General features: G+C 66.8%; 24 protein-coding genes and 1 riboswitch. Of the genes, 5 read left to right on the top strand and 19 right to left on the bottom strand.

Going from position 1 to position 22,237, the window contains the following annotated elements:
* Positions 1-321: 321 nt before the first annotated feature.
* A complete protein-coding gene (locus LC092_RS17045) occupies positions 322-1,533 on the bottom strand; it encodes a YbfB/YjiJ family MFS transporter (RefSeq protein WP_224808525.1) in 1,212 nt (403 codons plus the stop codon).
* A 161-nt stretch (positions 1,534-1,694) separates the two neighbouring features.
* Between LC092_RS17045 and LC092_RS17050 the strand changes: the two genes are divergently transcribed.
* Both LC092_RS17050 and rirA read left to right on the top strand, forming a co-directional pair.
* On the top strand, positions 1,695-2,285 hold the full coding sequence (locus tag LC092_RS17050) for a TetR/AcrR family transcriptional regulator (RefSeq protein WP_224808527.1): 591 nt from the start codon (positions 1,695-1,697) through the stop codon (positions 2,283-2,285).
* A gap of 111 nt (positions 2,286-2,396) precedes the next feature.
* Positions 2,397-2,864 (top strand): iron-responsive transcriptional regulator RirA, encoded by a 468-nt coding sequence (rirA, locus tag LC092_RS17055; protein WP_224808529.1) that lies wholly within the window; start codon positions 2,397-2,399, stop codon positions 2,862-2,864.
* A gap of 323 nt (positions 2,865-3,187) precedes the next feature.
* Here rirA and LC092_RS17060 read toward each other — a convergent pair whose 3' ends face one another.
* From LC092_RS17060 to kynU, 8 genes are all read right to left on the bottom strand, one after another.
* Positions 3,188-4,387, bottom strand: a complete 1,200-nt coding sequence (locus LC092_RS17060) for an ABC transporter substrate-binding protein (protein ID WP_224808531.1) — start codon at positions 4,385-4,387, stop codon at positions 3,188-3,190.
* Between the two features lie 118 nt (positions 4,388-4,505).
* Complete coding sequence (locus tag LC092_RS17065) at positions 4,506-5,462, bottom strand: branched-chain amino acid ABC transporter permease (RefSeq protein ID WP_224808533.1); 957 nt, start codon at positions 5,460-5,462, stop codon at positions 4,506-4,508.
* A gap of 14 nt (positions 5,463-5,476) precedes the next feature.
* Positions 5,477-6,349 (bottom strand): branched-chain amino acid ABC transporter permease, encoded by an 873-nt coding sequence (locus LC092_RS17070; RefSeq protein WP_224808535.1) that lies wholly within the window; start codon positions 6,347-6,349, stop codon positions 5,477-5,479.
* A 5-nt stretch (positions 6,350-6,354) separates the two neighbouring features.
* Positions 6,355-7,062: an ABC transporter ATP-binding protein gene (locus tag LC092_RS17075; RefSeq protein ID WP_224808537.1), complete on the bottom strand. Its 708-nt coding sequence runs from the start codon at positions 7,060-7,062 to the stop codon at positions 6,355-6,357.
* Positions 7,059-7,829 carry an ABC transporter ATP-binding protein gene (locus tag LC092_RS17080; protein ID WP_224808539.1) on the bottom strand — a complete coding sequence of 257 codons (771 nt, stop codon included), beginning with the start codon at positions 7,827-7,829 and terminating at the stop codon, positions 7,059-7,061. Before LC092_RS17080 ends, LC092_RS17075 begins: the two co-directional genes overlap by 4 nt.
* An 86-nt stretch (positions 7,830-7,915) precedes the next feature.
* A complete protein-coding gene (gene kynB, locus LC092_RS17085; RefSeq protein WP_224808541.1) occupies positions 7,916-8,542 on the bottom strand; it encodes an arylformamidase in 627 nt (208 codons plus the stop codon).
* Positions 8,543-8,589: 47 nt separating this feature from the next.
* On the bottom strand, positions 8,590-9,456 hold the full coding sequence (kynA, locus tag LC092_RS17090) for a tryptophan 2,3-dioxygenase (protein ID WP_224808543.1): 867 nt from the start codon (positions 9,454-9,456) through the stop codon (positions 8,590-8,592).
* Entirely contained in the window at positions 9,453-10,688 is a 1,236-nt protein-coding gene (gene kynU, locus LC092_RS17095) for a kynureninase (protein ID WP_224808544.1), read from the bottom strand. Before kynU ends, kynA begins: the two co-directional genes overlap by 4 nt.
* Positions 10,689-10,930: 242 nt before the next feature.
* Between kynU and LC092_RS17100 the strand changes: the two genes are divergently transcribed.
* Both LC092_RS17100 and LC092_RS17105 read left to right on the top strand, forming a co-directional pair.
* On the top strand, positions 10,931-11,638 hold the full coding sequence (locus tag LC092_RS17100) for a GntR family transcriptional regulator (protein WP_224808545.1): 708 nt from the start codon (positions 10,931-10,933) through the stop codon (positions 11,636-11,638).
* A 135-nt stretch (positions 11,639-11,773) separates the two neighbouring features.
* Positions 11,774-13,177 (top strand): L-serine ammonia-lyase, encoded by a 1,404-nt coding sequence (locus LC092_RS17105; protein ID WP_224808546.1) that lies wholly within the window; start codon positions 11,774-11,776, stop codon positions 13,175-13,177.
* A gap of 24 nt (positions 13,178-13,201) precedes the next feature.
* On the opposite strand, the gene LC092_RS17110 is transcribed toward LC092_RS17105, so the two are convergent.
* The gene (locus LC092_RS17110) at positions 13,202-14,545 is read right to left on the bottom strand and encodes an NAD(P)H-dependent oxidoreductase (protein WP_224808547.1); all 1,344 of its coding nucleotides are present in this window, start codon (positions 14,543-14,545) and stop codon (positions 13,202-13,204) included.
* An 88-nt stretch (positions 14,546-14,633) separates the two neighbouring features.
* On the opposite strand from LC092_RS17110, the gene LC092_RS17115 reads away from it, so the two are divergent.
* Positions 14,634-15,308 carry a thiamine diphosphokinase gene (locus LC092_RS17115; RefSeq protein WP_224808548.1) on the top strand — a complete coding sequence of 225 codons (675 nt, stop codon included), beginning with the start codon at positions 14,634-14,636 and terminating at the stop codon, positions 15,306-15,308.
* 11 nt (positions 15,309-15,319) lie between these two features.
* Here LC092_RS17115 and LC092_RS17120 read toward each other — a convergent pair whose 3' ends face one another.
* The 9 genes from LC092_RS17120 to thiD are packed head-to-tail and all read right to left on the bottom strand — an operon-like array spanning position 15,320 to position 21,972.
* Positions 15,320-16,114: an ABC transporter permease gene (locus tag LC092_RS17120; RefSeq protein ID WP_224808549.1), complete on the bottom strand. Its 795-nt coding sequence runs from the start codon at positions 16,112-16,114 to the stop codon at positions 15,320-15,322.
* The gene (locus LC092_RS17125; RefSeq protein WP_224808550.1) at positions 16,111-16,875 is read right to left on the bottom strand and encodes an ABC transporter ATP-binding protein; all 765 of its coding nucleotides are present in this window, start codon (positions 16,873-16,875) and stop codon (positions 16,111-16,113) included. The genes LC092_RS17120 and LC092_RS17125 overlap by 4 nt, the downstream gene beginning before the upstream one ends.
* Positions 16,876-16,890: 15 nt before the next feature.
* Positions 16,891-17,586, bottom strand: coding sequence for a thiaminase II (gene tenA / locus LC092_RS17130; RefSeq protein ID WP_224808552.1), 696 nt, complete (start codon positions 17,584-17,586; stop codon positions 16,891-16,893).
* The gene (locus LC092_RS17135; RefSeq protein WP_224808553.1) at positions 17,583-18,518 is read right to left on the bottom strand and encodes an ABC transporter substrate-binding protein; all 936 of its coding nucleotides are present in this window, start codon (positions 18,516-18,518) and stop codon (positions 17,583-17,585) included. Before LC092_RS17135 ends, tenA begins: the two co-directional genes overlap by 4 nt.
* Before the next feature lie 38 nt (positions 18,519-18,556).
* Positions 18,557-19,156 carry a thiamine phosphate synthase gene (locus LC092_RS17140; protein ID WP_224808555.1) on the bottom strand — a complete coding sequence of 200 codons (600 nt, stop codon included), beginning with the start codon at positions 19,154-19,156 and terminating at the stop codon, positions 18,557-18,559.
* Positions 19,153-19,926 carry a thiazole synthase gene (locus LC092_RS17145; RefSeq protein ID WP_224808556.1) on the bottom strand — a complete coding sequence of 258 codons (774 nt, stop codon included), beginning with the start codon at positions 19,924-19,926 and terminating at the stop codon, positions 19,153-19,155. Before LC092_RS17145 ends, LC092_RS17140 begins: the two co-directional genes overlap by 4 nt.
* A gap of 3 nt (positions 19,927-19,929) precedes the next feature.
* Entirely contained in the window at positions 19,930-20,127 is a 198-nt protein-coding gene (gene thiS / locus LC092_RS17150) for a sulfur carrier protein ThiS (RefSeq protein WP_224808557.1), read from the bottom strand.
* The gene (thiO, locus tag LC092_RS17155; protein ID WP_224808558.1) at positions 20,096-21,109 is read right to left on the bottom strand and encodes a glycine oxidase ThiO; all 1,014 of its coding nucleotides are present in this window, start codon (positions 21,107-21,109) and stop codon (positions 20,096-20,098) included. Before thiO ends, thiS begins: the two co-directional genes overlap by 32 nt.
* On the bottom strand, positions 21,106-21,972 hold the full coding sequence (gene thiD, locus LC092_RS17160; protein WP_224808559.1) for a bifunctional hydroxymethylpyrimidine kinase/phosphomethylpyrimidine kinase: 867 nt from the start codon (positions 21,970-21,972) through the stop codon (positions 21,106-21,108). Before thiD ends, thiO begins: the two co-directional genes overlap by 4 nt.
* Before the next feature lie 131 nt (positions 21,973-22,103).
* Positions 22,104-22,208: riboswitch (TPP riboswitch) on the bottom strand.
* Positions 22,209-22,237 lie beyond the last annotated feature (29 nt).

The following is a 22,237-nucleotide window of genomic DNA, read 5'->3' on the forward strand; positions in this document are numbered from 1 at the left end:
GTCTTGGGCGTGGGCGCGGCCGGATCCGGCCGCCGGCGCGCCGCCGCCGTCTGGGCCGCAGCCGCCGGTTTCAAGCGGCTCCGGCCTGGCCCCGCCGCGCCCTTCTCCGCTCGCGGACCGTTTCCCTTCGGATTGCTCACCGTTTCTCCGCCGCCTTCCAAACATGAATTATGATTCAGTATTCATGTTTTGAGCAGATGACGCAAGGGGCTTGCCTGCGTTTGCAAGCCGGCGCAACGGACGCATCCGCGGGAATGCGGTCGCAACAGGGCCGCGGGAGAAAGGGACGGGACCCGGACGACAACCGGTTCAGGGCGCAGGCTATATCGTCCCGTCGTCGGAGGGCTTTTGCAAGGCGTTGACCAACGCTGCCGCGCCCAGAAACACCGGCGAGACCCAAAAGCCTGCCGAAATGTCGCCGGCAATATCGGAAACGGCACCGGCGATGAGCGGCCCCACCGTCTGACCGAGCGCAAAGCTCAGTGTCAGGAGGGAAATCGCCGCGGTCCAGTCGCTGGCCGGGAGTTGTCGCTGGGCAACGATCGTGATGGCCGTCGGGCCGGCGAGAAAGCTGCCGCCGAAGATGACCGCCGACACGAACATAGCGACCGGCCCCGAAGAGACCAGCACCGCCAGCGTGCCGACCGTCGCCGTTGCGAACACGATGGTTGGGCCGAGCCCGCCCCGGAGCGCGCCGAGAACCCGCCCCCAAACCAGGGTGGAAATCGCCGAAACCAGCCCGAGAACCATCCAGAAGGAGGTCATGCGCGTGTCGGAGATTCCCTGGCTGCCAAGCAGCGCGATGATGAAGGTCATGTATCCGACGTAGCCGGCGCCGAAGAGGCCGTAGCCGAAAAAGGTCGGCGCGATGCGGCGAAACGCCGGGAGGCCCAGGAGTGGCGAATTGCCGCCCGCCGGTTCGCGAATGCCGCGCACGGCCCAGGCGGCCATCGGCAGGCCGGCCAGCCCCAGACCGCCAAGCGCGATCCAGCCGTCCGGCCAGCGCGCGGCGACACCGTTCATTGCAATCGGAACGGCAAACCCCGCCAACAGGATCCCGACCCCGACACCGGCGACATAGATCCCGACCATGGTGCCTCTGCGCCGCGGATCGGACGACCGGGAGATGGCCGCAGCCAGAAACGCCCCGATCACGAAGGTATGTGCCGTGCTGACGCCGCCAAGCGTCCGCACCAGAAACAGCATGGTGAATTCCGCAAACACCCCGGTGGCAAGCAGCGCCAGGGCACTCAGCAGAAAGGCGGCGAGAAAGGTGCGTTTTGCGCCCCATCGGCTCGCGGCCCAGGGCGCGCTCAGCGCGCCGGCGATATAGCCGACGCCATTCGCCGTGTTCAGCGCCCCGGCCTGGACATAGCTCAACGCCAGATCGGCCTGCATCGGCGGCAGCAGCAAGGCATAGGAAAACCGCGACAGCCCCAGCGCGAGCGCGGCTCCGGTCGAAAGCGCAATCGCGGTCGCGAATTCGATCCGCGCGTCGCCGCTGCTGCGGTCAACGGCTTGGGAACTCTCCATGCTGCCCCCCCGATTCGATCCGCAAGGGATCCCGGCTTGCCCCGCGCGGTTGCCCGCTGCGCTGTCGACCCACGCCGCAGCATTGCGGAAACGGCCATTCTTGACTATCATGTCAAACTTGACAGACCTGTCAAGATTGAAACGAAGTGGACGCTGCGCAGATGGTGGGAACCAGACAGTTCGACGAAAACGCGGTGATGCAACGCGCACTGGACGTGTTTCGCCACAAGGGACTTTCCGCCACCTCGATGATCGACCTGGCGCTTGCCACGGGCGTGCATCGCGGTTCGCTCTACAATGCCTATGGCGGCAAGAACGCGATCTTCCTGACCGCATTCGAGCAATACGCCCGGGACTACCTGCAAGGGATCCGCGTCGCCCTCGACCAGCCGGACGCGCGCGCGGCGCTGACCGCCTTCGTGGATCAGGTGCTGACGCGCATGACGACCGGGTCTCCGGCGCGCGGGTGCCTGACGACACGCACCGCCGCGGAAAGCAATGAGACCACGCCCTTGGTACGTGAGCGCATCCGCGGCTGGCTCAAGGAGCTGGAAGACACCATCGAGGCGGGCCTTCGGCAACACGGCCTGGCGGCACAACTGGTTCTCCCCCCGCGCGAGACGGCGCGTTTCCTCGTGACCTTCACGCGCGGGCTGGCCGTGATGGAGCGCGTCCATCAGGACGACGCGTCCTTGCGGGAACTTTCGAGGTCCCTGATCGACGTGCTCGTGCAGCGGGACGCAGCGCCCTGACGACGGGGAACCGCCCACAAACCCGCGAATTCTTCGAAACATGAGCCTTTCACGCAGGATTTTCGCATCGCGCCGTTGACGCGGCTGCGAGCGCGACGCATATCTTAAGGCATGCGCCTCACTCAACAGACCAATTACGCGGTCCGCACCCTGATCTATTGTGCGGCAAACCCCGACAAGCCCAGCCGGGTCGCGGACATCGCGGCCAGCTTCGAGATGTCGGAAACGCATCTCTTCAAGATCCTCAAGGTTCTCGTCAGCAACGGCTTCGTGCGCACGCTTCGCGGTCGCAACGGCGGGCTGATGCTGGCCCGCCCTGCGGAGGAGATCACCGTCGGCGCCGTGGTGCGCGCCGCCGAGGAAAGCTTCCTGCTGGCGGAGTGCTTCGAATCGGGTCGCAAGGACTGTCCGCTGATCACGTCTTGCGGCTTCAACGGCCTGCTGCATGAAGCGCTGGAAGCCTTCATGAACGTGCTTGACGCGCATACGATCGCGGAACTGGCCGAGGACCGGGGCGAAATCCGCTTCCTGCTGAACATCGACCCCGCCGTCGACGGTGCCGTGGCACGCGTTTCCTGATCCGCCTGACGGATCGCGCCGCGCGTCGGATCGCCTGACCACGACAGCAACGAAAAAGGCCGCCGGGGATGCCCCGACGGCCTCAAACTGCTGACGAAGGGTGCGAAGGCTCTTCCACGTCATACCGGGCAAGCGCAAGCGCGACCCGGTATCGGAGAGCCAAAGGCCCATCCTTTTCAGCGAATTGCCCGCCGCGAGACGGTGCCTCTCCGATCCCGGCTCTCATTGCATTCGGCCGGGATGACGACCCTTCAGGCTTTGTCATCATCCTCAGGCAGCCGGGGATGCCCCGACGGCCTGATTTTTTGCGCGATCAGTTGCGCTTACTGGATTTCCGAAACCACTTCGAAGCCGTCGCCGGAGACCTTGAACAGGGCATAGGTGCCCGGAACGTCGCCCTTGTCGTCGAAGTTGTGGTCGCCAGCCGCGCCCTTGTAGTCGATGGCGGTGCCGGCCGCGATCAGCTCCTTGGCCTTCGCCCATTCGCCGGCGCGGATCGGCTCGCCTTCGCCGTTGGAGATCTCGCGCAGCGCGGCCGAGACCTTGGCCTTGTCGCCGCCGGCCTTTTCGATGGCAAGCGCCAGCATGAAGGCCGCGTCGTAGGAGGTCGTGGCGAAGATCGCCGAGGGATCACCGCCGACGTCGGCAAACGCCTTGGAGAACATCTCGAGCGAATCCGACTTCTCGCCGACCGGAGCCGAAGAGAGGAAGGTGGTCAGGTTCTCCGCGCCGAGTTCCTTGATCGGGGCGTCGGACTTCATGCCGTCACCGCCGACGAAGTTCGTGAAGAAGCCGTTTTCCAGCGCCTGGCGCAGCATGGTCAGGCCGGAGCCGTCGCCATAGTCGAAGATCACCAGCGTGTCGGCGCCGCCCGAGGCAAGCTCGGCCAGGTTGGACCGGTAGGAGGCCTTCTCGCCCTCATGCGCGGCGAAGCCGGCGATCTCGCCGCCATTGCCCTCGAACTCCGAGCGGAACGCTTCGGCAAGGCCCTTGCCGTAGTCGTTGTTGAGATAGGCGACGGCGACCTTCGCGGTTCCGCGCAGGAGCAGCGTGCGGGCAAGCGCGCGGCCCTGGAAGTCATCGGAGGGCACGGTGCGGAACACAGTGTCATTGTCGTTGAGGCCGGAGATTTCCGGCGAGGTGCCGGACGGCGTGATCACGGTGACGCCGGCAGGAATGGTGACCGAATTGGTTGCCGCAAGCACTGCGCCCGAGCAATGCGGGCCGACGATGCCGATCACGTTCTCGATGTTGACCGCCTTGGTGGCCGCATCCGTGCCGTTCTGCGGGTTGCAGGCGCTGTCGCCGATCACCGCGACCAGCTGCTCGCCGTCGAGGATACCGCCGTTGTCGTTCACCTGCTGCACGGCAAGACGGGCGCTGTCGATCATCGCCGGCGCCATCGCCGCGATCGGACCGGACACGCCGCCGAGCAGACCGATCTTCACGTCGGCCTGGGCCGGCGCAGCCATTGCCGTCGCGCCAAGCAGCGTCGCGGCCAGGGCGGTACGGAACTTGTTCATCACTCACCTCCACTTATGATTCACGCTGCGGTCAAAGACCGCGCGTCTTGCCGGGATCCGTCTTTCCGGTCCCGTCTGAGGAGACAGTCTCAACCGAAACGTGCCGTCCCCACAAGCTTCATTTCGACTTTTCAGACACCTCTTCGCGTGTCCCCTGAGGCTCCGGCAAAAGCCCCTCCGGACGGAAGCGCAGCACCAGCTGAAGCATCAGCCCGATCAGGAAGACGCGCATGTATTTCGCCTTCACCGCATATTCATGCGGCAGCTGGTCGGTGACGATCTCCGACATCGACCAGATGATCCAGACAACGGCCACGCCTAGGATCGCGCCGCGATTGTTGCCCGACCCGCCGAGGATCAGCATGATCCAAACGAGGAAGGTCGCGATCATCGGATCGATCGCCTCCGGCGTGATCGTGCGGTTGAAATGCGCGAAGAGCGCGCCGCCCAGCCCCATCAGCGCGGAGCCGAAGATGAAGGCCTCCAGCCGGCGGAACGGCACGTCCTTGCCCATCGCCCGGGCGGCGTCCTCATTGTCGCGGATGGCGCGCATCATCCGGCCCCAGGGCGCGGCGATCTGGCGTTCCACCATCAGATAGGCGACGAGCAGCACGCCGGCGACGATGGCCAGATAGGCGAGCTGCGAATAGACGTAGGGAAGATCGCCGAAGGGCCGCGGAATATCGGTGATGCCACGCGCGGAGTTGGTCAGCCAGTCCTCCGACTTGATCACCAGGCGGATGATTTCGGCAACGCCGATGGTGGCGATGGCCAGATAGTCGGAGCGAAAGCGCAGGCAGATCTTTCCGATCGGCCAGGCGATCAGCGCCGCAGCCAGCATCGCGCCGATCCAACCAACGGGCACCGGCAAGTCAAAGCCGCCGATCCGGCCCTCGACGGCGGGCGAGGTCAGGATCGCGGAGGTATAGGCGCCGACGGCGAAAAAGCCGGCGATACCCGCGTTGAAGAGGCCAGTGAAGCCCCACTGGATATTCAGCCCGAGCGACAACAGCGCATAGATGCAGATGAAGATCGCCATGAAGACGGCATAATTGGCAAGACCGATCCATTCCATGTCAGCCGTCCCCCCTAAAGAACCTTGCCCTTGAGCAGCCCGGTCGGGCGCACAAGCAGCATGAGCAGCAGGATCGCGAAAGCGGTCGCGGCCTTGTATTCGGTCGGCAGGAACAGCGTCGACATCTCCTCCGCGATGCCGACGATCAGCCCGCCGAGAACCGCGCCCTCGACGCGTCCGACACCGCCGAGGATGGCGGCGGCGAACATCGGCAGCAGCATGGTCCAGCCCATCATCGCCTTGAGCTCGTAATTGAGGCCGAGGAACACGCCGGCCGCGGCGCACAGCCCGCCGACGATGATCCAGGTCAGCATGACGACCTTCTTGTTGTCGACGCCCGACAGCAGCGCGAGATCCGGATTGTCGGACATCGCCCGCATCGCCTTGCCCCACTTGCTTTGCTGGAGAAAGACATGCAGCGCCAGCACCAGGCCGATCATGGCGAGGATGGTGATCAGTTCCCGGTCACGGATGCGGATGCCGAACCATACGTCCGGACGCACGATGCCGCGGGTGTAGGTCTCCGAATCGACGCCCCACACGACCTGCACCACGGCGCGCACCATGAGCGCCACACCGAGCGAGGCCATCACGGTGACGATCTTCGGCCGTTCGCGCAGATAGGCGTAAAAGGCCTTGTCGATCATCACGGCGGCGGCGGCCGTCAGCACCATGGCGACGGGAAGCGCGACATAGGGCGAGACGCCGCCAAGCGTCACCGCGCCCAGCGCCAGGAAGGCGCCCAGCGTCGCTAGGTCGCCGTGAGCCAGATGCGCATAGCGCAGGATGGCGAAGACCAGCGTGATGCCGACCGCGCCCAGCGCATAGATCGAACCGATGACGATGCCCGGCACCAGATAGAAGTTGATGATTTCCAGCGCGCCCATCGCACTCACCCTCCGAGGAACATGTCTGCGACGTCGCGGTCGGCGAGGAGATCCGCGCCGGTGCCTTCGTGGCGGTTGGCGCCGGAGGCGAGCACATAGCCGCGGTCGGCGAAGGCCAAGGCCTGCTTGGCGTGCTGCTCGACCAGAACGATCGTCACGCCGGTGTCGCGCACGTCCCGGCAGATCTGGAAGATCTGCTCCATGTAGCGCGGCGACAGGCCCGCCGTCGGCTCATCGAGAAGCAGAAGCTTCGGCTCCAGCATCAGCGCGCGGCCCATGGCCACCATCTGGCGCTGCCCGCCGGAGAGATTGCCGGCCAGCGCCTTGCGGCGTTCCTTCAGGTCGGGAAACAGCGTGTAGACCCGGTCGTAGGCGGCGGAGAGATCGCCGGAGCGCAGGAAGGCGCCCATCTCCAGGTTTTCATGCACCGTCATCTCGCGGAAGACGTTGCTCACCTGCGGCACATAGCACACGCCGGCTTCGACGATGCGGTTCGGCTCCCAGCCGGTGATATCCGTGCCGTCGACGGTGATCGAGCCGCCGCGCACCTTGAGGAGACCGAAGATCGCCTTCATCGCCGTCGACTTGCCAGCACCGTTGGGGCCGACGATCACAACGATCTCGGCCTTTGCAGCGGTCATCGACACGCCTTGCAGGACATTGGCGTCGCCATAGCCGCCAACCAGGTCCCGCATCACGAGAATGTCGCTCATGCGGCGTCTCCGACCGTTTCGCCCAGATAGGCTTCCAGCACCCTCGGGTCCGAGCGCACCGTCGCGAAGTCGCCCTGGATCAGCACCCGCCCTTCCGCCATGCAGATCACCGGGTCGCAGAGCTTCTCGATCATTTCCATGTCGTGCTCGATCAGGATGAAGGTGTAGCCGCGCTCCTTGTTGAGGATCGCGATCTTTTCCTCAAGCTTGCGCAAGAGCGTGCGGTTGACGCCGGCGGCCGGCTCGTCGAGGAGCACGAGGCGGGCATCGGTCATCATCGTGCGGCCGAGCTCGAGAAGTTTCTTCTGGCCGCCGGACAGATTGCCGGCGCGTTCGTTCGCAAGGTGGCTGAGCTCGAGAAAATCCAGCGCCTCCTCGGCGCGGGCGCGCACCTTCGCCTCGGTCTCGCGCACCCGGCCATAGCTGACCCAGTTGGCGATGAGGCTCTCGCCCGCTTGCGCCGGCGGCACCATCATCAGGTTTTCCAGCGCGGTCAGGCGGTGAAACTCGTGAGGGATCTGGAACGTGCGCACCAGACCGCGGTGGAACCGCTTGTCGGTGGACAGCTTGGTGATGGTCTTGCCCAGATAGCGGATCGTCCCCTCGCTCGGGGGAAACGCACCGGCAATGAGGTTGAACAATGTGGTCTTGCCGGCCCCATTGGGTCCGATCAGGCCGGTGATCGATCCCTCATGCACCTGAAAGGAGCAATGATCGACCGCGCGAAACCCGCCATAGTCCATGACCAGGCGGTCCACCTCCAGCATAAGCTCTCCCAAGCCCCTCGCCTCCCTCGTGTATTCCGGCGGTCTGTTCGCCTGCCGCCTTGCCCTATCCCGCTTGCGCCTCTTCTTCAGAGAGGTCGCAAGACCGCGCGCACCGGCGCCGCATCCAGTCCTTCTAACTTCAATGGCGGCGCGATCAACTCATAATCCCCAAAATCCGCCATGTGGAGCGCCAGATTTTCCAGAATCCGCATATCGTGCCGCCGCACCGCCATATGGGCAGGCAACGCCTTGGAGGTTTCCGGGTCGACCGACGGCACATCGACGCCGATCAGCCGCACGCCGCGCGCGGCCAGCAGCTCCACCGTCTCCGGTGCCAGCGCGCGAAAGCCCGAAGGCCAGCGTTTCGGATCGAGCGTATCCGCGAGCCGCAGCAGCACGCGCGGCGGCACATCGTCGAGCCGGTCGGCAATCTCCTCCGGCAGGCAGAGCGGGCCCGCCCCACGCGCATCGATCAGCCGGGCTGGGCCGATGAAATCCTCAAGCGGCAGCGCGGCGATGTCGGCCCCGTTCGCGTCGTAGTGCAGCGGCGCGTCGGCATGGGCACCGCAGTGGGTGGAAAGCGAGACGCTCGTCACGTTTACCGGACAATCGGCCGAGATCGCGAAGGTCTGCGCGACCTTGTAGGGCGCATCGCCTGGAAAGACAGCGGCACCGGGCGCCAGCGGCGGCGTGATGTCGATCAGTCGGGACACGATGTCTCCTCAGGTGTGGGGCGGCGCGCTTCGCCGACCGGACGCTGTCACAGATCGGCGCGGATGTCCCACAGTTCGGGAAAGAGCACGACATCGAGCATCCGGCGCAGGTAGTTGACGCCCGAGGTGCCGCCGGTGCCGCGCTTGAAGCCGATCACCCGCTCCACCGTGGTCACATGGTTGAAGCGCCAGCGGCGGAAGTAGTCCTCGAAGTCGACCAGCTTTTCGGCGAGCTCGTAGAGCGGCCAGTGCTTGCGCGGATCGCGGTAGACCGCCATCCAGGCGGCATGGACGCTGGCATTGCGGACGTAGGGCTCGCTCGGATCGCGGGCGAGATGATCCGCATCGATGGCAAAGCCGGAGCGCGCCAGCAGGCGGATCGCCTCATCGTAGATGCTGGTCTCCAGACGCAGCTGGTTGAGCCAGTGGTGGATGCGCGGCACATGCGCATGCGGGCGCAGCATCGCGGCGTTCTTGTTGCCGGCGAGGAACTCGATCGCCCGGTACTGATGCGACTGGAAGCCCGACGACTGGCCCAGATCCTCGCGAAACTCGGTGTACTCAGACGGCGTCATCGTGCGCAGCACCTGCCAGGCGCCGGTCAGCTGCTCGAAGATGCGCGACACGCGCGTCAGCATCTTGAACGCCGGCGGCAGGTCGTCGGAGGCGATCTGCCGTTTCGCCGCGACAAGCTCGTGGATCGCCAGCTTCATCCACAGTTCCGACGTCTGGTGCTGGATGATGAACAGCATCTCGTCATGGGCGTCGGACAGCGGGTTCTGCGACGTCAGCACCCGGTTGAGGCACAGGTAGTCGCCATAGGACATGCGTCCGTCGAATTCCATCTCCGCCCCGTCCGTCTCCGGATCGAAGGGCGTCAGCAGCTTGTCGCGCGGCTTGGGTGTATCGCTCATGTCACCTTGGCCCTCTTGTGGAACTCGGGCTTGTCCCAGCCGCGCGTCCTGACGATGTCCTCGAGGATGTCGCAGGCGGCGAGCACGTCGGCGTGGGAGAGATAGAGCGGGGTAAACCCGAAGCGCACGACGTCGGGCGCGCGGAAGTCGCCGATCACGCCGCGCGCGATCAGCGCCTGCATCAAGGCGTAGCCGTGCTCGAAGCGGAAGGAGACCTGGCTGCCGCGCGCATGCGGGTCGCGCGGGCTGGCAAGTTCCAGCTCCGGGCAGCGGCGCTCGATCTCGGCGCGGAACAATTCGCTCAGGCTGATCGACTTGGCGCGCAGCACCTCCATGTCGACATCGGCGAAGACGTCGAGTGCCTTGTCGAGGGCGGAGAGCGAGATCACCGGCGGCGTTCCAACCCGCATGCGGCCGATGCCGGTGTCGGCGCGGAAGTCGAGATCGAAGGCAAAGGGCGCCTCGTGTCCCATCCAGCCGGTGAGCGGCGGCGTGACCTTGTCCTGCAGGCCGGCCGCGACATAGAGAAACGCCGGCGCGCCGGGGCCGCCGTTCAGATACTTGTAGCCGCAGCCGACGGCGAAATCGGCGCCGGCGGCGTCGAGCTTCACCGGCAGGGCGCCGGCGGAATGGGCCAGATCCCAGACCGTCAGCGCGCCGACGTCATGGGCGCGCTTGGTCAGCGCCGCCATGTCGTGCAGGCGGCCGGTCTTGTAGTCGACCTCCGTCAGCATGACGACGGCGACGGTCTCGTCGATCGCCGCCTCGACGGCTTCCGGGTCGACGATCTTCAGTTCATGGCCGCGCCCCAGCAGATCGCGCAGGCCCTGCGCCATATAGAGATCGGTCGGGAAGTTGCCGTTGTCGGAGAGAATGACCTTGCGGTCCGGGCGAAGCGCAAGGGCGGCGGCCAGCACCTTGAAGACATTGACGGAGGTGTTGTCGCAGGCCGTCACCGTGCCGGGCGCGGCGCCGACAATCGGGGCGATCTTGTCGCCGACGCGCTGCGGCAGGTCGATCCAGTCGTGATCGTTCCAGGCGCGGATCAGGCTCGTGCCCCACTGCTGCGTGACGACCTCTTGCACATGGGCAGGCACGGCGGCCGGCAGCACGCCGAGGGAGTTTCCGTCGAGATAGAGCACGCCGTCTGGAATGGAGAAGAGATCGCGCTTCGCCGCGAGGGGATCGGTTTCGTCGAGACGGCGCGCGTCGGCGCCCTGGGTCGTGAGCATGTCGGTCGTCCTGGCACTCGCTGGCGCCGCCTGCGCGGCGCTTCCCGCCGGAACGCGCCCTGACGGTGGCGCATCGGCGGTGGATGAAGTGACATCACCCTAGCAAGCGGGATGACCGAGCTCAATATATTATATATAATTTCTGGTATTATATTTTTTCTACAGGTTTGCGGACGCGTGCCTTGGCGCGCGCCGCACCAGACAGACCCAAGGCTCCCAGACCTGCAAGGGACAGGCCCGAGATGGCAAAGACGGACGAGGCTTTCGAACGGCTCAAGGCCGATATTCTAAACGCCGCGCTGCTTGCCGGCACGCCGCTGGTCATCGCCACGCTGACCGAGCGCTACGGCCTCGGCTGGACGCCGCTGCGCGAGGCGCTGTCGCGGCTGGAGGCAGAGGGGCTGGTGGTGTCGGAGCGCAACCGGGGCTACCGGGTCGCGCCGGTCTCCGCCTCCTCGATCCGAGATCTCCAGGTCGGCCGCCAGGCGGCGGAGGAAGCCCTGCTGGCCCGCTCCATCGCCTCGGGTGACGCGGAATGGGAAGGACGCATCGTCGCCGCCCATCACACCTTCGCCCGCACACCCGTGCCCGGTCCCGGCGTTGCCGCCTCCGCGATGGCCGAATGGGAACTGCGCCACGACGGCTTTCACGACGCGCTGCTGTCGGCGGGCAATTCCGACTGCCTCATGCGCTTCCAGCGCCAGGTCACGGAACAATTGCGCCGCCATCACCGGCACATGCTGTTCGATCCCGCAGCCCACCGCGAGCTGGACGACGCCGCGCGGGCCGCCTTCACCGACCTGGTCACCCGGACGCTCGGCCTTGCCCATCACACGCAGATGATGGAAGCGACACTCGACCGCGACACCACGGCCGCCGTGGCGCTCTTGCGCGAGCACATCGGCTTCTCGCTCGCCGTCTACGCCTTCCTCTGGCCGGAGGACGCCTGAGCGCGCGATCCGAAACCGGCATGCAAGCGCGCGTTTGCGCCATTGCCGCACTGCACGGATGACGGAGCGCGATTCGCACGCCATGATCGCGCCCGCCGTCGGGAGCGGCTTTGATGACAGACGCGGGAGGGGTTCGTGTTCATCAGCGTGTTCGACATCTTCAAGATCGGCATCGGGCCGTCCTCGTCCCACACGATGGGGCCGATGGTCGCCGCCGGCCGGTTTCTCCAGGACCTGCGCGAGGCCGGCCTCGCGCCCGCGCGCGCACCCGCACGGATCCAGGTGTCGCTGCACGGATCGCTCGCCTTCACCGGCAAGGGCCACGCCAGCGACCGGGCGATCTGCCTCGGCCTCGCCGGTCACGACCCGGCGACCATCGATCCCGATTGCGTGGCTGCGGAGATGGAGCGGCTTGCCCGCGACTGCCGGCTCGAGATCGACGGCATCGGCACCGTCGCCTTCGATCCGGCACAGGATCTCGTCTTCGACTACGGCCCGCCGCTTGCCGGCCATGCCAACGGGATGATCTTTCGCGCGCTGGATTCAAAAGGCACGGTCGTCGCCGAGGACACGCTCTATTCCATCGGCGGCGGCTTCGTCGTCAGCGCGGAAGAGCTTGCCGCCCAGGACGACCTGATGACCCAGACACAGGAGGCCGGCGCGCCCTACCCCTTCGGCTCGGCGAAGGAAATGCTGAAGATGGGGGCCGACAGCGGCCTCTCCATCGCCGACATGAAACGCGCCAACGAGATCGCCCGCGCGCCCAAGGGGGTCGACTTCGATCTCGATGCGGAGCTCGACCGGATCTGGGATGCGATGAACGCCTGCCTGCAACGCGGCCTGTCCGGCGAAGGCGAACTGCCCGGCGGACTGAAGGTGAAGCGACGCGCCCGCGCGATCCACGAAAAGCTTCTGGGAGAGGCCGGCAAGAACCGCCCCTTCCAGCACACGGTGATGGACTGGCTCGGCGTCTACGCCATGGCGGTGAACGAGGAAAACGCCGCCGGCGGAACGCTGGTCACCGCCCCCACAAACGGCGCTGCCGGCGTGGTGCCTGCGGTCGTGCGCTACTATCTCGACCATTGCCCGGACGGCTGCCGGGAAGGCATTCGCACCTTCCTGCTGGTGGCGGCGGCGATTGGCGGCATCATCAAGGCCAATGCCTCGATTTCCGGCGCCGAGGTCGGCTGCCAGGGCGAGGTCGGCTCGGCCTCGGCGATGGCCGCTGCCGGCCTGTGCGCGGCCCTTGGCGGCAGCAACGAGCAGGTGGAAAACGCCGCCGAGATCGCGCTCGAACATCACCTCGGCATGACCTGCGACCCGATCGGCGGGCTGGTGCAGGTGCCCTGCATCGAGCGCAACGCGCTCGGCGCGGTCAAGGCGGTGACCGCCGCCTCGCTGGCCCTGCGCGGCGACGGCAGCCATTTCGTGCCGCTCGACAGCTGCATCGAGACCATGCGCCAGACCGGCCTCGACATGACCGACAAATACAAGGAAACCTCGAAAGGCGGCCTTGCGGTCAACGTCGTGGAGTGCTGACCCCGCACGGTCAACGTCGCGGGATCAGGCGGGCGCGAAGGCCGCTTCCATCTCGCGGCGGATCTTCACCGCCGCATCATCGGTATCGATATCGACGCTGTCCCAGGTGAGCACCTCGCCTTCCGCGATATCGCGCGTCAGCCGCACGCCACTGGCAAGACCGAGCGGCAGGAAGGCCTTTTCCAGCGAGACCGCCGCCGGCTGCTGCTTGCCCCAGACCGTCGCCCCGCCCTCGCCGTCGAGCATTTCACCGGCCCTGAGCGGGCGTTTCGCGGTCGCCACCACATCCGATACGAAAGCCCTCGGCGCGCCGGTCGGCTCGCGCCGAAGCACGGCGGAGGCAACCGAAAGCCCCAGTTCCATACCGATCATATGGGTCGGCCGGTAAAGCGTGGCAAAGCGTCCGCTGTCGTCCTCCAGCATGTGGTATTCGCGGAAGCACTGGCGCGCATAATCCGTCTCGCCCTCGATCACCACGAATGTGCCCATGGCCAGGTGATGCGGCACGTTCTCGCCGTCGCGGGTGAGCGAGGAGACGACCTCCGTCGTGCCCGAAAACGCCAGCGTGCCGCCGGCCTCCTTCGGCTTGCACACGCTGGACAATTCGAACCGGCTTGCCGGCGGAAAGGCCAGTCCGTCGGGCTGCGGCAGCAGGCCGGTCGCGTTGGATACCGCCGTCATCTCGATCCCGGACTTGGTGCCGTCCAGGAAGGAATTGAACATCTTCGGGTTGATCATGCTGCGGTCGGTGATATCCAGATATTGCGTCAGCACGTCCCAGACCGTGTCGGGCGTCAGTTGGTGGTAGCCCGGCAGATAGCGCGTGCCCTTGCCGGCGCAGACCACCTTGAATCCGCAGGTCCGCGCCCAGTCGACATGCTCGCAGATCAGCGCCGGCTGATCGCCCCAGGCGAGCGAATAGACGACGCCCGCCGCCCGTGCCTTGCGGGCCAGAAGCGGGCCGGCGAGAACATCCGCCTCGACATTGACCATGATTACATGCTTGCCGCTGTCGATGATCGCAAGGCAATGGCGGATGCCGACCGCCGGGTCGCCTGTTGCCTCGATCACCACGTCGACGCGCCCGTCGGCGAGCACCGCATCGAGACCGTCGGTGACGAAGGTCGCGCCCGAGGCCATGGCCGCGTCAAGCGAGGGCGCATTGCCCTGCTCCTGCGGCCAGCCGCAGGTCGCAAGCGTCTCACGGGCACGGGCGGGATTGAGGTCGACGATTGCCGCGATATGAACGCCCGCCGTCAGGCGGGCCTGGGTCAGATACATGGAGCCGAACTTGCCGGCACCGATCAGGGCGACGCGCACCGGGGTTCCCGCCTCGGCGCGGTCTGCGAGCATGTGCGATAGATTCATCTGGTCCTCCCTTGAACGAAGAATGCGCGCAAAAATCGTCGTGTTACAAGGAGATGATCAAACACCGAACCAACACGGACGGCGCGACATGCAAGGCGACACGCCCTTTCTCATCCTGCTTGGCGGCGCGGTCGTGCCGACGCCGCGCCTCATCGCGCAGATCGCCGGCCATCGCGTGATCGCGGCCGACGGCGGCATCCGCCATGCGACGCCCCTCGGGGTGAGGCCGGAACTCTGGGTGGGCGACTTCGATTCCAGCGACGATGCACTTGCCCGCGACTGGGCGGAAATCCCGCGCCAGTCGCATCCGCAGGACAAGGACATGACCGACGGGGAACTCGCCATCGAGGCAGCGCTTGCGCGCGGCGCGGATGCCTTCGTCATCGCCGGCGCGCTCGGCGGCGCGCGCTCCGACCACGCGGTGCACAACCTGCTGCACGGCATCAGCCTGCATGCCGGCGGCCTGCCGGTGATGATGACCAGCGGAACGGAGGAAGCCTGGCCGCTGATGACCGGCGAACAGACCGTGATGCTGCCGGCGGGCACGCTGTTTTCCGTGCTCGCCTTTTCCGATCTTGCGGCGCTGACGCTGCGCGGCGTCGACTGGCCGCTTACCGACCGCGACGTGACCATGGGCCAGTCGCTGACGCTTTCAAACCGCGTCGCAGCCGGCAATGGCGCCGGGGTCGGCGTGACGCTTCGTTCCGGCACCGCGGTGCTGCTGGCGCGCCCCGGCGCCGAGGGCGATATCGCAGGGGCTTGAGGATCGGGCCCTCACGTCCCGTCGGTCGTCTCGCTCGCCCAGCGCGTCATGCGCCGCGTGAAGGCGGAGACCGCCGCATAGAGCACCACGGCAAAGAGCGCGAGCACGAAGAGCGAGGCGAACATCAGGTCGGTCTTGGCCCGTCCGTTGGCAAGCAGCATGAGATAGCCGAGCCCCTTGGAGGCGCCGACCCATTCGCCGATCACCGCGCCAATGGGCGCATAGACCGCCGCAAGCCTGAGGCCCGATCCGAAAGCCGGAAGTGCCGCCGGCAGCCGCAGGAACAGGAGCGTGCGCGACGGCGGCGCGCCCATGGTGCGGGCGAGATCGAGCAGCCCCGGATCGGTCCGACGCAAGCCGTCATAGAAGGTCGAGACCACAGGGAAATAGATGATCAAGAGCGCCATGGCGATCTTGGAGGCCATGCCGTAGCCGAACCACAGCGTCAGGATCGGCGCCAGCGCGAAGACCGGCACCGCCTGGCTGAACACCATGATCGGCAGCACCAGCCGGCGCGCCAGCGGCGACATCATCAAATGCAGCGCGGTCGCAGCCCCGAGTGCCGCGCCGAGCAGCAGGCCAATCATCACTTCGGCGATGGTCACCCAGGCGTTTTCCGCAATCAGCCCGGCGTTGGCGAGGAGACTTTCGGCAACGCGCCAGGGACCGGGCAGGATGAATGGCGGAACGCCTGTCACCCAGACCACCGCCTGCCAGAGAAGCAGCGCCACGACCGCGGCAAGCCCCGCGTCGCGCAGCCGCTGCAGTCTCGTCACCTCAACGGGGAACGCCCCTCCCGCGCTCATGCCGGCTCTCCTCTCAGCGCGCGGAAGAGCCGCACCTGCATGTCCATCGTTTCCCGCGCCTCGACGGGGCGCACAGGCTCGAGCGCGGGCGCCTCGACCTCCGACAGGCCGGTTTCCGCCAGAATGAAGATCCGGTGGCCGAGGCGCACGGCCTCGGCCGGATCATGGGTCACCAGCAGCACCGTGCGGTCCTTGAGCGTGTCGAAGGCGAGATCCTGCATCTCCGCCCGCGTGCGGGCGTCAAGCGCCGCGAAGGGTTCGTCGAGCAGCACGATCGGCCGGTCCTCCATCAGCACGCGGGCGAGCGCAACGCGCTGGCGCATGCCGCCCGAAAGCCGCGCCGGTGCCTTCTCGACGTGATCGGCAAGACCGACGCGGGCGATGAGATCGCGGGCGCGCGCCCGGTCGACCCGCTCCCCGCGCAGCCGGCTGCCCAGCGTGACATTGCCCATGACATCGAGCCAGGGCGCAAGCAGGTCCGTCTGCGCCATGAAGGCGACCCGCCCGGCGACGCGCGCGCCGTCGCTTGCCGAGATCTCGCCGTCGAAAGTGCCGCCGGTGTCGAGATCGGCAAAAAGCCGCAGGATCGTCGACTTGCCGACGCCTGAGGGTCCGAGCAGACAGGTCCAGCGACCCGCCTCCACCGGCAGGTCGAGGCCCGAAAACAGCGGCCGGCCGGCGTGGCGGAAGTCGCCGGAAAGCCGGAGGGCCGGAGCTGGTGCCAGTGCCGAGCCGGGAGCGGAGGCGGGCGTTTCAGCCATTGTCACGCGTGATCCTTACACATGGCCCCTGAGGCCCATGTCCCAGAAGCCGACTTCCAGCCGGGTGGCATTGCGGAACCGGTCGGCGATGGCGGAAAACCGCGGCGTCTCCTGGGCCCGCTCGCCCAGCCGGGCGGCGGTTGCCGTTTCGATCAGCGCACCGACCTTGGCGCAAAGCTCCTGATAGTCGGCGCCGGCATAGGTGTCGATCCACTCCCGGTAGGGCGTGTCGGCGGCGGCGGTCGCCTTGAGCCGCAAGCCGATCTCGCCATAGCCCAGCACGCAAGGCGCAAGGGCTGCGATCAAGTCGAGAAAATCGCCCGAAAGCCCCGCATCGGTGACGTAGCGGGTGTAGGCGAGGTTTTCCAGCGCCTCCTCCTCGGCAAGCAGATCGGCCTCGGCGATGCCGGCCCGGCCGCAGATCTCGATATGCAGCGACATCTCCGTGTTGACCAGCCCGTCGACGACGGCGGCCGCAAGGCGCGCCTCGGCGATCGTCTCCGCCTTGACCACCGCCAGCGCCCAGGCGCGCGCGAAGTGGAACAGGAAGATGTAGTCCTGCTTGAGATAATGCAGGAAGGCCTCGCGCGGCAGCGTGCCGTCGCCAAGACCGCGCACGAAGGCGTGGCCGGTGTAGGCCGGCCAGGCCGGGCCTGCCGCCTCGCGCCAGGCCGCAAACACCTTCGAACCGAAATCGGGCGTGCCGCTCATTGCGCTGTCACGTCGATGGCGATGTCGGAGACCGGCTTGATCGTGTCGATCAGGCCCGCGTCCTTCAGGAAGGCCTCGAAACGCTGGTAGCGGCGGTGATCGAGGGCGGCCGGACGCAGCGCAAAGCGCGGCAGCGTGTCGAACCAGGCGCGCTCGTTCAGTTCGTCCTGCAGTTCCTTGGCCGTGCCGGAATAGATGCGGAAGCTCTCTTCCGGATGGTTGATGATATATTGCGTCGCCCGCTCGGTCGCCTCGAGGAAGCGCGCGATCCTATCGGTGTCCATCAGCTCCGGATTGGCGACATAGATCAGTTCGTCATAGGTCGGCGTGCCCTCTTCCTCGATGAAGAAGCAGCGGCCCTTCACCCCCTCGATCTCCATCTGGTTCAGCTCGACATTGCGGTAGGCGCCGATCACCGCGTCGACCTGGCCGGACATGACCGACGGCGACAGCGACCAGTTGACGTTGATCATCTCGATGTCGTCCATGGTCAGGCCGTGCTTCTTCAGGATCGCGACCATCAGCGCCTCCTCGACGCCGGCGACCGAATAGCCGACCTTGCGGCCCTTCAGGTCGGCGACCGTCTTGATCGGCCCGTCGTCTTTCACCATCAGGCAGTTGAGCGGCGAGGCGATCAGCGTGCCGACCCGCTTCAGCGGAAGACCTTCCGCCACCTGCAGATGGATCTGCGGCTGATAGGAGATGGCGAGGTCCGCCTTGCCGGCGGCCACCATCTTGGGCGGGGCGGAGGGATCGGCCGGGGCGATGATCTCGACCTCGAGACCCGCTTCCTCGAAATAGCCGAGCTCCTGCGCGACGATCACCGGACCGTGGTCGGGGTTGACGTACCAGTCGAGCAGCAGCGTCATCTTGTCGGCGGCGAGCGCCGGCGTGCTGATCAATATCGCTAAAAACAGTGCCAGAATTCGCATTTTTTGTGCCTCATCTTGTGAAAATTGCACGAGTTGCCTCAGCGCCGCGTCGCCGCGAGCCAGGCCCGGACCCGGCCTTCCGGGTCCTCGTTGAGGGTGATATCGGTGACGGCGGAGACGATGTCGGCGCCGGCGGCAAAGGCGCCGGGCGCGCGCTCCACGCTCATGCCGCCGATGGCGACGAGCGGGATATCCCCGATGGCCGCCTTCCATTCGGTGAGCTTGTCGAGACCCTGCTCGGCCCATTTCATCTTCTTCAGGATCGTGGGATAGACCGGGCCAAGCGCGATGTAGTCGGGCCGCGCGGCAAGTGCCGTTTCAAGCTCGGCATGGTCGTGGCTGGAGAGCCCGAGACCGAGCCCCGCCTTGCGGATCGCGTCGAGATCGGCGTCTGCGAGGTCCTCCTGACCGAGATGGACGAAGCGGCAGCCCTCCTCGATGGCGATCCGCCAGAAGTCGTTGACGACCAGCAGGCAGTCATTCGCGCGGCAAAGCGCCTCCGCCTCGCGGATCTCGGCGCGGATTGCGTCCTCAGGCCGGTCCTTGATGCGCAGCTGCACCAGACGCACGCCGAGCGGAACGATGCGCGCGACCCAGGCCGCGCTGTCGACGATGGGGTAGAAGGGATCGAGTTTCATTCCAGAAACGCCTTACCGAGAACGGGGGTGGAGGGAGCCGCCATGTCGCGCGGCTCCAGCGGATCGGCCTCGAAGGCGAGCCGGCCGGCCTCGACCGCGCGGGCGAAGGCATCGGCCATCTTGACCGGATCGCCGGCCTTGGCGACCGCCGTGTTGAGGAGCACCGCGTCATAGCCGAGTTCCATCGCCGCGGCCGCATGCGAGGGCACGCCGAGACCGGCATCGACGATCAGCGGAATGTCCGGGAAATGCGCGCGCAGCGAGCGCAAGCCATAGACATTGTTGAGGCCGCGCGCGGAACCGATCGGCGCGCCCCAGGGCATCAGGACCTCGCAGCCGGCCTCGACCAGCCGTTCGGCGACGCCGAGATCCTCGGTGCAATAGGGAAAGACCTGGAAGCCGTCACCGGTGAGGATCCGCGCCGCCTCGACCAGACCGAAAACATCGGGCTGGAGCGTGTCGGCGTCACTGATCACCTCAAGCTTGACCCAGGGCGTGCCGAAGACCTCGCGCGCCATTTGCGCCGTCGTGACCGCCTCCTTGACCGTGTGGCAGCCGGCGGTATTGGGCAGCACGCGGATGCCGAGATCGCGGATGAAGCCCCAGAAATCCTGGCCTGCGCGGGCCGTGCCCGATTCCCGGCGCAGCGACACGGTAGCGATATCGCAACGCGCCGCGCGCACGGCATCGGCCATGATCGCCGGCGAGGGATAGAGCGCGGTGCCGAGCAGCAGCCGGCTTTCGACCGCGTGACCGTAGAGCTTGAGCATGCCTCAGCCTCCCTGCATGGGCGCGAGGATCTCGACCCGGTCGCCATCGGCGACGGCCGTTTCGCCCCGCGCCTCGGCCGGCACGAAATCGCCGTTGAGCGCGGTGGCGACGATGGCGTCGCCATAGCCGAGATCGGTCAGGAGCGCCGCCAGCGAAACCGGCGCAAGGTCATGCGGTTTGCCGTTGACGATGATGCTCATGGAAAAACTCCGGTTGGGAGGAAGGATCGGAAACAAGGCCCGCCGCCTGCGCGGCGAGCGCGGGAGCCAGCAGAAAGCCGTGGCGATAGGCGCCATTGGCGCGGATAATCCGGCCCTCGCGCGTCAGGCGGGGCAGGTTGTCGGGAAAGGACGGGCGCACGTCGACGCCGATTTCCAGGATCTCGGCCTCCGCGAAGGCCGGATGCAGCGCATAGGCGCCGCCGAGAAGCTCCATCATGGCGCGGGCGGAGATGCGGTCGCGCTCGTCGCTTTCGATCATCGTCGCGCCGACCATGAAGACGCCCTCGCCGCGCGGCACGATGTAGAGCGGAATGCGCGGATGCAGCAGCCGCACGGGACGCGACAGCGCGACCTCCGCCGTGCGCAGCACCAGCATCTCGCCCTTGACGCCGCGCAGGTCGCTGAAGCCGGACCGCGCCGCAAAGCCGCGCGCATCGACGACGACATCGCCCGGCGCGGTTTCGGGATCGCGGTCCTCGCCGTAGCGAACCCGCGTGCCGGCCTCCGCCAGCCGCTGCCGCAGTCCGGCTAGGGCCGCGCGCGGGTCCAGATGGCCCTCGCCTGCAAAGAACAGCGCCTGACGGAAGCGCCCGGCGAGATCGGGTTCCAGCTCCGCGATCAGCTCGCCGTCGATCTTCTCGGCATTTCGCGTGCGGCGCTCGAACCGGCGAAGGTCGGCTGCATCGCGCGCCGGCGCGACCACCAGACTGCCGTTGCGCGCGACACCGTCGACGCGCTCCGCCCACCAGTCGAGCGCCTCTGCGCCGAGCCGTTCGACCGGCTCTTCCGCGCTTTCGCCCTCGCACCAAGGCGCGAGCATGCCGCCTGCCCACCAGGAACAGGAGGCCGGACCCGGCCCCTCGCCCCGGTCGTAGACCGTGACGTCATGGCCGGCTTCCGTCATGGCCGTGGCGCAGGCGAGGCCAATGACGCCGGCGCCGATGACCGAGACCTGCGTCATGCGCGCCCCCACTGGCGATAGAAGTGATGCACCGGGCCATGGCCCGACCCCACCCGCAGCTCGTCGGCGCAGGAAATCGCGCCATGCAGATAGGCATGGGCATCGCGCACGGCCTGCGGGAGATCGGCCCCCTTCGCCAGCGCCGCAGCGATCGCCGCCGACAGGGTGCAGCCGGTGCCATGGGTGTTTTTGGTCTCCAGCCGCCGCGCCTTGAGTTTGAGCGAGGGTAGATCGCCGGCGATCAAGAGATCGGTGCAGACCGCCCCTTGCGCATGTCCGCCCTTCATCAGGACAGCCGGGCCGAGGGCTGCAAGCGCGCGCCCCTGACGTTCGGCGGCGGCAAGATCCGTCGCGGCCTTTTCACCCAGCAGGAGTGCGGCCTCCGGCAGGTTGGGGGTCATCAGCGTGGCGCGCGGCACCAGAATGTCGCGCACTGCCGCCACCGCCTCGGGACGCAGCAATGCCGCGCCGGACTTGGCGACCATCACCGGATCGAGCACAACCGGCCCCCTGTAGCCGCCCAGCGCCCCGGCGACCGTCTCGACGATCTCCGGCGAGGAGAGCATGCCGATCTTCACCGCCGCGACATTCAGATCGTCGAGCACGGCGGCGATCTGGCCGGCGACGACATCAAGCGGAATGTCGTGAATGTGGGTAACGGCCCGCGTGTTTTGCGCCGTGATCGCCGTGATCGCGCTGGCGCCATAAACGCCAAGTGCCGAAAATGCCTTGAGGTCGGCCTGAATGCCGGCGCCGCCGCCGCTGTCGGAGCCGGCGATGGTCAGCGCGATCGCGGGCGGTGCCTGTTTGCCGGCGCCGTGGTGCCCGGTCTCCGCAGTGCCGTCGCGTGTCGTCGCGTCCATGTCTCACCCGCTCTCCCGGCGTCGCGCGGGGCAAGCCTTCAGCGCAACGCAAACCGATGGTCGCGATCCGGAACAGGTATTTGGCGAAAAGGGAGATCCGAAAGACCGCTTGAGACTGCGGCCATGCGCCGGGTGGCGCTTCATTCGTTCCCTCCGCCGGCACGACCCGGATCAGGTTCAGTGGGTTGACGCAGGTTCGCGTCTCTCAGCCCCGAGGGGCACCCCAACGAAATCGAAGGCGACGATAGGAGACGTCTGCGGGCGG

The sequence above is a fragment of the Stappia stellulata genome (genome assembly GCF_020176715.1).
Classification (GTDB): Bacteria; Pseudomonadota; Alphaproteobacteria; order Rhizobiales; family Stappiaceae; genus Stappia.

Excerpts from the sequence above, each read along its gene's own strand:
- LC092_RS17045 (WP_224808525.1), bottom strand. The coding sequence starts at position 1,533 with ATGGAGAGTTCCCAAGCCGTTGACCGCAGCAGCGGCGACGCGCGGATC.
- LC092_RS17050 (WP_224808527.1), top strand. The coding sequence starts at position 1,695 with ATGGTGGGAACCAGACAGTTCGACGAAAACGCGGTGATGCAACGCGCA.
- rirA (WP_224808529.1), top strand. The coding sequence starts at position 2,397 with ATGCGCCTCACTCAACAGACCAATTACGCGGTCCGCACCCTGATCTAT.
- LC092_RS17060 (WP_224808531.1), bottom strand. The coding sequence starts at position 4,387 with ATGAACAAGTTCCGTACCGCCCTGGCCGCGACGCTGCTTGGCGCGACG.
- LC092_RS17065 (WP_224808533.1), bottom strand. The coding sequence starts at position 5,462 with ATGGAATGGATCGGTCTTGCCAATTATGCCGTCTTCATGGCGATCTTC.
- LC092_RS17070 (WP_224808535.1), bottom strand. The coding sequence starts at position 6,349 with ATGGGCGCGCTGGAAATCATCAACTTCTATCTGGTGCCGGGCATCGTC.
- LC092_RS17075 (WP_224808537.1), bottom strand. The coding sequence starts at position 7,062 with ATGAGCGACATTCTCGTGATGCGGGACCTGGTTGGCGGCTATGGCGAC.
- LC092_RS17080 (WP_224808539.1), bottom strand. The coding sequence starts at position 7,829 with ATGCTGGAGGTGGACCGCCTGGTCATGGACTATGGCGGGTTTCGCGCG.
- kynA (WP_224808543.1), bottom strand. The coding sequence starts at position 9,456 with ATGAGCGATACACCCAAGCCGCGCGACAAGCTGCTGACGCCCTTCGAT.
- kynU (WP_224808544.1), bottom strand. The coding sequence starts at position 10,688 with ATGCTCACGACCCAGGGCGCCGACGCGCGCCGTCTCGACGAAACCGAT.
- LC092_RS17100 (WP_224808545.1), top strand. The coding sequence starts at position 10,931 with ATGGCAAAGACGGACGAGGCTTTCGAACGGCTCAAGGCCGATATTCTA.
- LC092_RS17110 (WP_224808547.1), bottom strand. The coding sequence starts at position 14,545 with ATGAATCTATCGCACATGCTCGCAGACCGCGCCGAGGCGGGAACCCCG.
- LC092_RS17115 (WP_224808548.1), top strand. The coding sequence starts at position 14,634 with ATGCAAGGCGACACGCCCTTTCTCATCCTGCTTGGCGGCGCGGTCGTG.
- LC092_RS17120 (WP_224808549.1), bottom strand. The coding sequence starts at position 16,114 with ATGAGCGCGGGAGGGGCGTTCCCCGTTGAGGTGACGAGACTGCAGCGG.
- LC092_RS17125 (WP_224808550.1), bottom strand. The coding sequence starts at position 16,875 with ATGGCTGAAACGCCCGCCTCCGCTCCCGGCTCGGCACTGGCACCAGCT.
- tenA (WP_224808552.1), bottom strand. The coding sequence starts at position 17,586 with ATGAGCGGCACGCCCGATTTCGGTTCGAAGGTGTTTGCGGCCTGGCGC.
- LC092_RS17135 (WP_224808553.1), bottom strand. The coding sequence starts at position 18,518 with ATGCGAATTCTGGCACTGTTTTTAGCGATATTGATCAGCACGCCGGCG.
- LC092_RS17140 (WP_224808555.1), bottom strand. The coding sequence starts at position 19,156 with ATGAAACTCGATCCCTTCTACCCCATCGTCGACAGCGCGGCCTGGGTC.
- LC092_RS17145 (WP_224808556.1), bottom strand. The coding sequence starts at position 19,926 with ATGCTCAAGCTCTACGGTCACGCGGTCGAAAGCCGGCTGCTGCTCGGC.
- thiS (WP_224808557.1), bottom strand. The coding sequence starts at position 20,127 with ATGAGCATCATCGTCAACGGCAAACCGCATGACCTTGCGCCGGTTTCG.
- thiO (WP_224808558.1), bottom strand. The coding sequence starts at position 21,109 with ATGACGCAGGTCTCGGTCATCGGCGCCGGCGTCATTGGCCTCGCCTGC.
- thiD (WP_224808559.1), bottom strand. The coding sequence starts at position 21,972 with ATGGACGCGACGACACGCGACGGCACTGCGGAGACCGGGCACCACGGC.